This is a genomic window from Ureibacillus sp. FSL K6-0165, from assembly GCF_038004285.1.
Classification (GTDB): Bacteria; Bacillota; Bacilli; order Bacillales_A; family Planococcaceae; genus Ureibacillus; species Ureibacillus thermosphaericus.
On the sequence record NZ_JBBOQS010000001.1, the window covers coordinates 1,052,565 to 1,064,932 of the forward strand.

Below are 12,368 nucleotides of genomic sequence, written 5' to 3' on the forward strand. Positions count from 1 at the left end.
TATGTACATCTTCTTTATTTTACGGAATGTACTGTTAGTTCAAGGTGTTAGTAGAAGTTTTGAATGCTTTAAATAATCAAAGTTATGTTGAGACTTTCAACTTGACCTATAAGGAATTTTTACAAGAATGGTTTAATATAGGCGTACAAATGTGTAGAAGATTTTGAAACAGTATTAGACGGTATTTTATTAGCTTATATGTTTGTTGTCCTTGGTCTAGTTTAGGATTCAACTAGTACCATAAGTAAATACATATTATATTGAATGATACATAACAATGTACGAATTAATCAGCAAACACTATCCGCTTCTGAATAGATTGTTTTTACTGTATAGTCAACACACGTCGAGTGCGTCACATTGATGTCAAGGGTGTTGTAACCCCAAAATAAACTCCTGTACTTTATAATAAAGTCGCAATATCCATATTCAACCGTTTAAAATAAAGTCCTGTACCCAAAATGCCCGAAACCCTTGTCACTACTATCTTTTCTCAATGTTTAACTTACAGAACTATTTTTTAAATCGAAAAAAACGTGAACAAAAAGCGTGAAAAAAGGGTAGAAAAACGGTAAAAACGTGATCGAAAATGTGTGAAAATGAGGGTAAGATATGGTGACTTTATTTTAAACGGCAATGGTGGAATGCGGGTTGGCGGGGTGTGAAGATGGGGTGAGTTTATTTTAAATGAACAGGTTGAGAAATAAAGATACTTTAAACACTTATAGATAAAGGGTTTCCTGACATTGAATTTTTTCTGGTTCTTTGTCAAATGATGTTGGTGAATAAATGTTAGTGACATTATTTGGTAATATGTAATCGGATGGCTTAGGGGAAATTCGAGGTTCCCCTAAGCTGTTTTGATTTTCGCTAAGTTTTGGGTAATGAATATGCGGTTTCTAAAGTGATAGAAGGATCGATAACCGAAAGAAATGCGTTTAATCACTTTGATTTTGTTAATAATCCCCTCTAAAATGTCGTTATTATAATCGTACTTTAGCGTATTCTCGACGTAATTGATGTATTTGTTGATTGTCTTGATGGCGGTTTTCATATAGCTGGAAACGATATTTTGTTTATTCTCTAATGTTTTCTTTAGGAGCTCAAAGTCTTTGGTTTTGATGCAATGTTGCACGTATTGATATAACTCATAGGACGCTTTTAATTCAGAATCTAAATCAATGAGATAGTGGAGAATCTCCACCTCACACATATGCTTTTTAAAGCAACGATGATATGTATAGTTCTTATAATCAAGTTTTGTGTTTATGGCAAACTAAAAATGTAACGTTTGGCAATTAATTTATGCAGGTCCTATAAAACAAAAAACCACTTGAAATGCAACATCATTTTCAGGAAGTATATTTAAATTTTAGGGGGAATAATTCCACAATACTCTAACACCATTGGGTTGTAAATTGACTCTATACTAAATCGACTATTCTCCTGACACAATCTGTCTGACTTGATTGATGGAAATTGCTTAAGCAAAACCTACATGTTCATTTATGAAACACCATCCTTTGAATTTTGAGCGGACAATCAATTGGTTATCACATTGCCGCGATATCGCTTATTGAAAAATACATTAACAAGAAGCCGAGCTTCGATTGATGATTAGGGTAATGGGTTCATATATTAAATTAAAAACTGTATAATTGAAATAATTATTGCCACTGCGGCTATAACTAATGATATTATGTTCGAAACCATACTAGCTTTTTTATCCATCTTAGCTTTCATGATTTCTAAAGTATTTTCAATGATTTTATTATTGTCAATGTGCTTATTCTCTAGCTCTACATATTTGTTTTGTAATTCTGTTATTTGATTTGATAGTTCAAGATTTGAACACAAAAACTCATTAATCAGTTTATCATGTTCTTCATTCTTTGCAGCCTGACGAGCTAATTCCTCATCCTGTATCTTATCCTTTATATCCTTCTCATCAAACTTTCTGTCGTGCTCCTCATTTTTTGTAGCTTGACGTGCTATTTCTACGTCTTGTTCTTTATCCTTTTTAATCATATCAGCTAGAATTCTATCATGCTCCTTAATCTTTTCTGTATACTTTTTTAGCAACTCATCTTGATTTTTTTCATGCTCTGAAAATTCTTTGAACCACCTATTATATTCTGCTGACTTTCTTTCCTGTTCAACAAACTTACGTTCATGATCTTTGATACGTTCAGAAAGTTCAATTTGTTTTTTCATGATATCTTCTTGCGCTTTGAGTTGTCTTACAACTCCCAATATCTCCTGGCGAGCTAATTCATCTAATTCCTCTTCAGAAGCGCCTTTCAATCGCATTTCCAATTCACGAACAACGCTTCTATTCATTGCAAGATTGCTCACTCCAAGTCCGAATAGATATTTCGTTATTTCACCTAATTTCTTCTGATATTCGAATGATAGCTCCTGTGCTTCAACTGCTGTAATCTGTGCCTCAGCCAAATGAACCGTAGCTTCTTGCAAAGATTTAATTGCTTCTTTTTTGCGAAAGACTCCCACAGATTCTTTTTTTGCTTTCTCTGCTGAAAATTGGGCAATCTCAGCTTTTTCTGTAGCAGTTATAATTTTATCCTTCAGAACCTTCAAATAAAGAAATTCTTCATTTATTCTTGAAGGCACCTGGCTTTCCTCTATATTTTCAAAAAGAATAAGTTCATTCATATCCATATATTACCCCCATTTAAGTATATCATTAATATCATTAAGTAATCCAACATTCTTAGTTTCAATCTTTGTAGTATAGTTTCCTATTTTCTTAATATCTTCTTTTATATCATTATAGGCTTCATCATATACCTTGGCTGTTTTTTCTATCATTGAATATGCTTCTTCTATTGTTTTACCGGCGTCTTCAGCAGATATCCACATTTCAGCCTGTTTGTAGAATGTTTTACCATTTAATAAGAATATCTGCTTATTCATAGCTATAATACGCTCGTTTCTCAATTTACTTCTCTTAGCTCCCATCTTAACATCTGATCCTACAGCAATTGCAAATCTACCAACACCTACAAAATTAACCTTAATAAGCATATTGGATAAGAATTCAGGTCCAATACCATCTGATTTATCAGCAGACTCAATAGCTGCGTCTGCTAAGTCAATAGCTGTCATAGTACCTGTTGAAATTGTTAACATTCTGATAACAGTTCTGTTCTTAAACGGAAGAGTATTCTCCCAATTTATATTTTTTAAATCCTTAATATTTCTTATGTTTTTATCACGAATCTCCAAAAATAGTCTTCTAATAAAATAAAAGCCTCTGACAATACATTCGTTTATTATAACAGGTATTGCCTGCTTACCTAACTGCTGTGCTATACCTATTTCTGTTCTTAAATCAAATTTCAAAGGAATTAACTTGTTATTTTCATCTCTCTTGCTCAATAAAGTTCCATTGAAAAGTTTTGAAATCCACACTGAAAATTCTTTATAACCATTTTCATTTAAATTCTTAAAAATTGGTAATGCCGATATTTCTTTTAATAAAGAAACAAGTGGTCCAGGCAGACCAGTTCCTGATTTTCCATCTAATATAGAACTTGATGAACCAGCCATGTCACTGACCATATGGAAAAACCAATTTACCACACCAAATGTAACTTTTTCAGGAAAGTTCTTTCCTACTAAAATAAGGTCTTCTTTTTTTAAATCAACAGCCTTAAATACTCCTGCAACGTCAGTACCATACACTTTATTTGTAAACTGAGTCAAAAGAGAAAAGAAAAGTCCTATTGGAGTAGGATGATGTGAAAAATCTCTAAGATGATGCTGTAATCCGCCGCCAAAATAAACTGTTGCCTTGTCTGCAGCAATGGGGAACTTATCCTCTAGATATTTTACTGCACCGTATAAATCATCACCTTTGTATCCTTTTTTTTGCGCAATTTTAACAATAAAATTATTAATTTTCTCACTTCCCAGCTCATGTGCCTTTTCCAATGAAAAATCATCAACAAAAAATGCATCAATTAAGCCTGACAAGACACCGCTTGCAACGGCTACCATGTAATCAATTTCATCTGCATGATTTGTTAACTTGTCAATATTTGAATTTAACTCATCCAGCAATTTCTGGTTTTCAACTAATAGATCATCTATTAAGTCCAGTTTTTTAGATATCTTTTTCCTGCGATCATCCTTTTCTGTCTCACTATTTACCAGTGGTAGCACCTCAAATTCGACTGAAAAATCATCGTATGTATTTTTTAGATTTACTAAAGCTCCCATAAGCACAGCTCCTTTTATCGATTGAATCAATTTCATAAATCATAGTATTTCTGAAGTATAGAGTACCCCTATACTAAAAACTTTGTTTTTTTTTAAATTATGCAACTTGGTTTTGTTGCTGTAATAAAGCATTGATTCGATCAACTGCTAGTTTGCAGGTATTATAAATTAACGGTAAGCGTAAAATAATCACCACCTTTTAATGATAGGGATTAAATACTATTATTGTGATAAGTTATTAAAAACCCGACAATTCAAAGGAATTGTTTTGGACCAAGGAAGTAGTTGATCAAGCTTATCCATATCGCTTATATCCATATTGGGAAGTCTTTCAAATAAGTAGCGAAGATAATAAAATGGATTTAATTTATTCTCTTTTGCTGTCTCCACAATACTGTAAATGATTGAGCTGGCCTTAGCTCCTTTCGGAGTATTGCTAAAAATCCAGTTCTTCCTTCCGATCACAAATGGTTTAATGGATCGTTCACTTCGATTATTATCGATTTCTAAACGTCCATCCTCTAAAAATGCCACGAGTTTTTCCCATTGGTTGAGGCAGTATGTAATGGCTTGACCTAATAGACTCTTTGGTAAAACATTGCTTTTCTCTGTTTTTAGCCATGCTGAAAAAGCCTCCAACAATGGTTGGCTGTGTTTAAGTCGTTTTTTATATCGTTCTTCTGGTGTACATTCTTTCAAATCACGCTCGATGGCAAATAGCTGATTACAGAAATTGAGTCCTTCCCGAGCTGTGACTGCTGAATGACGTTTGGATTCAGGAAGTACGTTTAAAGCCTCATCGAACTTTCTGCGGGCATGAGCCCAACATCCAACTAATGTTACGCCGGATATCTTATGGTATCCTGCATATCCATCGACATGCAGGTATCCTTTAAACCCTTTTAGGAATTCTTTGGCATGTTCTCCTGCTCTAGTTTCCTGATAGTCATAAAGGACAAGTGGTGGATCCTCTCTTCCAGTCCGATAAAGCCACATGTAAGATTTCGATGTACTTGACCTTCCAGGTTCATGTAAAACCTGAACAGTTGTTTCATCCGCATGTAGAATGTCTTTAGAGAGGAGATGCTCTTTCATTCGTTGATAAATTGGCGCAAGCCATTTTTCGGCACCATAAAGCATCCAATTGGCCATGGTTTGCCGGGATAAGATCACACCTAATCGTTTGAACTGTTGTTCTTGGCGATATAGAGGTAGCCCCTCTACATATTTTTGATTCATAATATATGCCATGCTTGACGGTGAAGCTAAACTTTTTGGATACACAGATTTTGGGGCAGGTGCTGTAACGATTGGTGTCTCTATTTCATTACGCTCACAATGACGGCATCCATAGACATATCGAACGTGTTTTAAAACTTTGACTTGAGCCGGAATAATCACTAATTCTTGTCGTACTTCTGTGCTCATTTCGTGTGTTTTTTCACCGCAACACGAACAGACCTGCTCTTCTTCGGGTAAACGATATTCAATCGTTTCCATAGGCAGGTTTTCAAACGTAGCTTGACGTTGACCACGTTTCTTTTTACGACGATATGTAATTGTTTCAACAGTTGGCTCTTCGGCTTTTACATTAGACTCTACCTCTGCTTCATTGAATAAAGGTAGTTCTAATTGATTAGGATTTGTTTTTTCGCTTGGAGAGCCAAATTTTCGTTTTTGACTAAGACGATACTGTTCTTCATCCCATCGTAATTTCGCCGTCAATTCAACGATTTGCTGTTGAAGTTTTTCAATTAATTCAAATGGGTTTTGGTTAGGATTCTTTAAATTTTTCATCATGTAGTAATAATTCGACGGTTTTAGCTATTTTCCTCCAAGGTTTTTGTTAAAAGTAAAAAATTCATATAACTGTTCTAGCCTTTACTTCTGGGTGTGCTTTCTTTTGCTCCATTGGAAGACCATCCAATAACCAGCGTAATTGCCGATAACTAATTTGTATCGTTCCAGTGTCATTTTCATTTGGCCATTGAAATTTTCCTTTTTCCAATCGACGATAATAAAGCCAAAAACCATTATAGTCCCAGTGAAGAATTTTTAATTTATCTCGCTTTCGATTACAGAACACAAAATAGCTTGATGAAAAGGGATCTAAATCAAATCCCTCTTTCACCAAAGCAGCTAATCCATCAATGGATTTTCTCAAATCAGTACTTCCTTTTGCCAAGTAAACTCGTTCAGCTCTTGTACCAACTAACATGTTGATTTCAACGTCCTAACCACTTCTGAAAGAAAGGCCGGATCGAAACCAGGTTTTACTTCAATTGAAATCCCACTAATTTCAATCCGTAATGAATTTTCAACTGTTTGTGAATGATCTTCTAGGATAACAGATGCCCATTTTGTAGACTTTCCTTGATTTTTTATTGGATTTTCAATTTTTCTTAACCAGTATTTAAACTGGTGAATACTCCATTGATTTTCCTTGCACCAGTTTACTTGAGTTTGACCGCTTTTACGATAGTCAGCGATTCGTTGTTCCCAAACCTTTCGTAATTCAGGATTCTTAGGCATAAAAAAACCTCCTTCAATTTCATCTTGAGGAGATTATCTCATGAAATTAGCACATCAAGAAGGTGTGCAAGATTTGACGCTTACCTTTAAATAATACTGTTTTCTAAAAATTTTATTCCATTTATTTTTAACATTGTTAATCCTGGATTATCAACATTTGGTAATATATAATATGATATATACCGAATTTACTTGGTGGCAGGGTGGATTACTTTTTTGTTTTATCAATTAAAGTAATCACAAGGGTACACCGAAAAGGGCTATCTCATCAGTTTTATGAGATAGCCCTTTTTCAATTGAACACATTTCGTAAATTATAGACAAATGCAAATGAAGCTTTCGACAATTGTTAAGACGATTTATTAATATGTTTGAATATCATACATACTTATTCTGCATTGTCAGAATTACTATGATCGCTCATAACAGCAATTATGAGTGGTTACACGTGATTTCAGAAAAATTCATTAGATATGCCAATGATTATATTGTATGTACTAATTCCTTGTCTTTTCTCCAACGTTTTATAACCTCTTCAAATGTAACGTCTTTCCACGGTTTTTGCCATTCATGGTTAAATCTTATACTTTGAGATTTAGGTTCAGGATTTGGTTTTCTTATCTTAACAATAGTAGGCATAACAACTGAATCACCCACTATAATACATTCACCTTGACCTAAAGTAGGTAGGATATCACCTAACTTCTCAGTATTTTCAGGCATTAAATTTTTAATATAACTTTGGTCATTGTGATTTGTTAATCTTAAGGAAATAAAATTATTACATTGAGCAAATATGGTTTCAGATACTTCCGAAGGTCGTTGACTGACTACCATTAAGCTTAAACCGTACTTTCTACCTTCTTTAGCAATTCGTTCTAGGGATTTTTTTGATGATCGATATTCAGCGCTATCTTCTCTTGGTATATAATTGTGAGCTTCCTCGCAAACGAGCAAAATAGGTATATCATTTAACAAACCTTTATCTTGTTGAATTTTTGAATAATGGAAACAAAAATCAAAAATAAGTCTTGAAATAAGACTAACAGTAATACTAAGAACTTCAAATGGTATTCCACTTAAGTCAATAATGGTAACATTTGACTTGTTAATATAACCTATGAATTGTTTCATAATTTCTTCAAAATCGTTTGTAGTATATGACGTCCCATCTTCCTTTTTAGGGTCTATAAGAAATTTCAATCTTTTATCACTTAACTTTGTCTCTAGTCGAGATATAAACCTATTGAATTCGCCATGAAAGGGTCCATTTGAAGCTTTTGTAGCGCTGGCAGTAGATGGGGGCACGAATTCATGTATGCCCTCAAAATAAAAATCTTTCCTTTCTCTTACAAGTGTCCCATCAGCAAGTTTAGGACAGTTTTCATTTGGTAATTTACTTATTACTTCTCTATTCATATTTTCTATATAGTAATAAACTTCTTTTATATTAAAATAAACTGGAGTATCATATGTAATTTCGGTTAAGTCAGGATTGTATTTTTCTTTGTTTAGAATAACTGCTTGTTTAAAAATAGAAATTTGATTGTGAGAGTTACTTTCATTACTTTCTATAAATAATGCTTCCAATTCTTCTGAATTCATTAACCAGTATGGAAGTTTTAGATTATCAATTGTCAGATTATTTAGAGTAAAGTTTTGATTATCCTGTAATGTAAAAGCTGCTGCATACTCTGAGTGAATATCAAACATAACAATGTGGGAGTTTTTTTGTTCAGATAAGTGTTTGTTGCATCCGTCTTCAATACCAACAACACTTTGTAATATCTTTGCGACAGTACATGATTTACCTGAACCAGTAGAACCTACCACAGCAATATGCTTTCCAAAAAGTTTATCCCCATTTACTTTAACTTCAATATTCTCGTTTTGAAGAAGATGTCCAATCGGAAAATTAAAATCCTCACTTGTTTTAAAAATTTGTTCGAGTTCGTTTTTGTGAAGGATATATACTGGTTCTGTAGGTACGGGAAGAGAGTTATTTCCTCTTTCAAATTCATTATCTATCAGTTTACCAATTGGTTGACTTTCTATAATTACTTTTAAGTCAGATTCTATATCATAATTAATGACCTTTATGTTGTTGATAGTACAAATAACATAACTTCGGTTACCGTCTGCAATTTTTAGATGTTGACCAACTTGTAGATATGATTTATTTTCCTCAAATATGCTTAAATTTTCAATTTCAACTGAAATTAAGGTTGGTGAACTTGCTATTACTTTACCTATTGCATTACTCATAAGTATCAACCATCCCCATTGCATATCTTATTTTATTTATGTCATTCAAACCTATATGTTCAATATTAATATCCTCAGTGTCCAGTTTGTCAGGAATATTGTCCATAAAAATAAAACAATCTTCACATTTGATATGGTTTAAGATATTTAATGCTTCTTCACTAAAATGAAGCAGTCTTAATTGAAATTCAGTATAATAATTATTTTTTTCAATAACTGCTCGTACTGGTCCGCTCAAAAACTTGTCCCTATCAAAGATCTCAGCAACAATTCCGTCATTATATTTAATTCCCTTTTTATGAAGTCGCAACCTAATGTTGTTAAATGTTTCTAAGGAACAGTCTAGGCAAAATATAGGTGTTTTATCATGAACTGGTTTATAGTGATACTTTCCTAAATATTCACTAATGAATGTTACTATTACATCTTTAAAATTATCAATTGAATGTTCAGAAATAATGAAGTATCGTAATCTTGAGTTTTTGGATAAATTCTCTCTTAATTGCAATCTCCTTGATTTTAAGAGTTTATCTATAGTTTTAAGTTCTTTTGTCCATCTAGAAATAGCGGTTTTCTTAATTTTAGTTAATTTTGACAACATATCTTTTTTAGTTATTATCCTCATTGTTGGATCATGCATTGTGCTTATATCAGCAATCATTTGAATAGCATTAGGATAAATTAAGGTATCAATATCACTCTCTGACATGCCATTTTCTATTAGAGATTTTTGTACGGTATTAACTAATTCATCCATAGGTGGACCGAATTCTAAGATGAATCTCTTTCTAAATTCGTTTATATCCACAGAGCCATTTAGTTTATCTATATACTTCTTTAAGCTCTTATCAGTAGACTTAAATATTTCTAATATTTCTTCTTCTTCCAATATTTTGGTTGTACCTAATTCCTCATTTGGAAAATAAGCAAAAAGCCTGTATTCTATATTACTTTCTTGATTTTCATAATAATGATCCATCATTTGCAGAACAGGCTTATATATACAACTTAGGGTAAATTTTTCTTTTGCTTCATGGTATTTACATTGGATTGCTTTGGTTTTTAAGCTAGATTTCACTTCTATGTCTTCAATAATTCCCTCAATGGCTATTTCGGAATCCTCAGTAGCTTCTAATATTTCTAATAATGTTTTGTTAAATTGGTAAATAAACCCTTGTATAGTATAATCTGCACTTCTTGTCAATTTTATCGCCTCCCTCTCACAAGTAATATTCTCCATTATTTAACAAAACCCTTCCATAAAATGCTTATTTCGAACTTTATCAATGTCGAAATATGTATCTTGATGTTTTTATCTGTCGTCCCATTGGTGTTATGTCAAGGAAACGGACATGTTAGCAGAGAGAAATAGCTGATCTTATGCAGCTACTTTCCTCTAGTTAGCGTAGTAAGCAGTCCCAAATAACTAATACTGCTAATAAAAACCATAATTATTAAAATAAGAGGTTGGGACATAAGTATTTTTCAACCTCAAAAATAAGGGGTGAGTTGTTTGAAACAGCTCACCCTTTTACAATTTCATCCAATTCATGAGGGTTTTACACCCCTCGTAGTGCATATTTTCTTAAATTTGTGGCCATTAGGGCAATTCCCATTTCAATTTTTACTTTGAATTTTCCTCGAACGGAAAATCGTGTGAATCCCAAAATAGCCTTCAGAAATCCAAAAACTGGTTCTACATCAATTTTACGTTGATGATAGATTTCGGCAGTTTCAGGCTCTGAAAGCTTTTGTTGTACATATGCTTTTTGTTGTTCCCATTTCAAATTTATACGCAATCTTCGATTCGTACTTTCTTTTGCTTTCGTACATAAATGACGGATTGGACAACCTGTACAATCTTCACACTCGTACACTTTAAATTGACGAACAAATCCAGAAGAATCCTTACGTGTCGAAACAAATTTAAATGAAAGAGTTTTTTGATTCGGACATATATAGGTATCATTTACTTCATCATATATCCAATTGCTTGGTTTAAATGGGTCATCCTTGTATTTTTTCTTCTGCTCTTTTTCATACATCCCATATTTAATCAAAGGTGTTCGTTCTCGTTTTATCATAATGTCATCATAATTCGGTTCACTACCATATCCAGCATCCGCAACTATATATTCTGGTAAATCAAAATACCGTTCTTCAATCGTATCCAAGAAAGGTGTCAATGTTTTCGTATCTGTTGGATTTGGAAATACATCATAAGCAAGTGTAAATTGATTTTCTGTTGCGATTTGGATATTGTAGCCTGCTTTTAATTGTCCATTTTTCATATAGTCATCTTTCATTCGCATAAATGTCGCATCGTGATCCGTTTTAGAATAGCTGTTACGGTTTTGTAGAATCTCCAAATCATTTTGATACTTTTCTTTGCGTGCAATCCAATCATTCACTTGCTTTAATATCTGTTTTGGTGTTTTCCTTTCACTACGTAGTCGTTTTCGTTCCACCGGATCTTCAGAAGCTTCAATTTTTGTAGAATAGTCATCGACTACTTTTTCAAGAGATGATGCTACTTCTTTTAGTTCTTCTACTGAAAGCTCTTCTTCATTTTCACGTTCAATTGCTGGTAAGACTTGTTCTTCAAGTAAACGGTCATAGACTTCATTTGATTTTTTAATTAAATTGGCATGATGCTTTTCGATCGACTTTTTCCATACAAATGTAAATTTATTTGCGTTCGCTTCAATCTTAGTACCATCAATAAAAACGGCTTTTTCATCTATTAATTTTTCTTCAATAAGTTGACAACGGAATTGTACAAAACATTGACGGATTAATTCTTGCATTTGGGGATGTACACGAAAACGATTAATGGTACGATAGCTTGGTTCATATCCTTGAGCTAGCCACATCATCCGAATGCTATCTTTTGTTAAATCTTCAATACGACGACCTGAAAAGACAGATTGCGTATAACCACACAAGATAATTTTTAACATCATTCGGGGATGATAGGATGGACAACCAGTTTCTTTATAAAACGGAGCGAAAGCTTCGTCTGGAATGCTTTCGACTAAATGATGAATATGGTAGGCAATATCATTTTCTTGTAATATAACTTCTAAATCTATAGGTAAAACTAATTGATTCATGTTATAATATTTAAACATAAAGAGGCTCCTTTCTAAGATTTTGTTGTGGTGACTTAATTTTATCAAAAGAGCCTCTTTTTTTGTTTATATAAATTTAAGAAAGTTAAGTTGTTCGACGTGGAGGCCGCGACTCCTGCGGGAACAGCACGAGCCTCAAGACCCCGCAGGTGCGAGGTACGAGTACCGAGGAGGCTTGAGCCGTGCCCGCGGAAAGCG

General features: G+C 33.3%; 9 protein-coding genes. All 9 read right to left on the reverse strand.

Annotation, left to right across the window (positions count from 1 at the left end; all coding sequences use genetic code 11):
* Positions 1–850: 850 nt before the first annotated feature.
* Positions 851–1,204, reverse strand: a complete 354-nt coding sequence (locus NST00_RS05155) for a transposase (RefSeq protein WP_340709702.1) — start codon at positions 1,202–1,204, stop codon at positions 851–853.
* Between the two features lie 434 nt (positions 1,205–1,638).
* On the reverse strand, positions 1,639–2,679 hold the full coding sequence (locus NST00_RS05160; RefSeq protein WP_340709703.1) for a hypothetical protein: 1,041 nt from the start codon (positions 2,677–2,679) through the stop codon (positions 1,639–1,641).
* 3 nt (positions 2,680–2,682) lie between these two features.
* Positions 2,683–4,242, reverse strand: coding sequence for a hypothetical protein (locus NST00_RS05165; RefSeq protein ID WP_340709704.1), 1,560 nt, complete (start codon positions 4,240–4,242; stop codon positions 2,683–2,685).
* Between the two features lie 222 nt (positions 4,243–4,464).
* Positions 4,465–6,042 (reverse strand): IS66 family transposase, encoded by a 1,578-nt coding sequence (tnpC, locus tag NST00_RS05170; RefSeq protein ID WP_340709705.1) that lies wholly within the window; start codon positions 6,040–6,042, stop codon positions 4,465–4,467.
* Positions 6,043–6,103: 61 nt separating this feature from the next.
* The gene (gene tnpB, locus NST00_RS05175; protein WP_145986160.1) at positions 6,104–6,460 is read right to left on the reverse strand and encodes an IS66 family insertion sequence element accessory protein TnpB; all 357 of its coding nucleotides are present in this window, start codon (positions 6,458–6,460) and stop codon (positions 6,104–6,106) included.
* A complete protein-coding gene (tnpA, locus tag NST00_RS05180) occupies positions 6,454–6,774 on the reverse strand; it encodes an IS66 family insertion sequence element accessory protein TnpA (protein WP_340709706.1) in 321 nt (106 codons plus the stop codon). The genes tnpB and tnpA overlap by 7 nt, the downstream gene beginning before the upstream one ends.
* 483 nt (positions 6,775–7,257) lie before the next feature.
* Positions 7,258–9,039: an ATP-binding protein gene (locus NST00_RS05185; protein WP_340709707.1), complete on the reverse strand. Its 1,782-nt coding sequence runs from the start codon at positions 9,037–9,039 to the stop codon at positions 7,258–7,260.
* The gene (locus NST00_RS05190) at positions 9,032–10,243 is read right to left on the reverse strand and encodes a hypothetical protein (protein WP_340709708.1); all 1,212 of its coding nucleotides are present in this window, start codon (positions 10,241–10,243) and stop codon (positions 9,032–9,034) included. The genes NST00_RS05185 and NST00_RS05190 overlap by 8 nt, the downstream gene beginning before the upstream one ends.
* A 355-nt stretch (positions 10,244–10,598) precedes the next feature.
* The gene (locus NST00_RS05195; protein ID WP_016839668.1) at positions 10,599–12,170 is read right to left on the reverse strand and encodes an IS1182 family transposase; all 1,572 of its coding nucleotides are present in this window, start codon (positions 12,168–12,170) and stop codon (positions 10,599–10,601) included.
* Positions 12,171–12,368: the final 198 nt, after the last annotated feature.

Bases quoted from the DNA above. Each gene is read 5' to 3' on its own strand.
- NST00_RS05160 (WP_340709703.1), bottom strand. From the start codon at position 2,679: ATGGATATGAATGAACTTATTCTTTTTGAAAATATAGAGGAAAGCCAG.
- NST00_RS05165 (WP_340709704.1), bottom strand. From the start codon at position 4,242: ATGGGAGCTTTAGTAAATCTAAAAAATACATACGATGATTTTTCAGTC.
- tnpC (WP_340709705.1), bottom strand. From the start codon at position 6,042: ATGATGAAAAATTTAAAGAATCCTAACCAAAACCCATTTGAATTAATT.
- tnpB (WP_145986160.1), bottom strand. From the start codon at position 6,460: ATGTTAGTTGGTACAAGAGCTGAACGAGTTTACTTGGCAAAAGGAAGT.
- tnpA (WP_340709706.1), bottom strand. From the start codon at position 6,774: ATGCCTAAGAATCCTGAATTACGAAAGGTTTGGGAACAACGAATCGCT.
- NST00_RS05185 (WP_340709707.1), bottom strand. From the start codon at position 9,039: ATGAGTAATGCAATAGGTAAAGTAATAGCAAGTTCACCAACCTTAATT.
- NST00_RS05195 (WP_016839668.1), bottom strand. From the start codon at position 12,170: ATGTTTAAATATTATAACATGAATCAATTAGTTTTACCTATAGATTTA.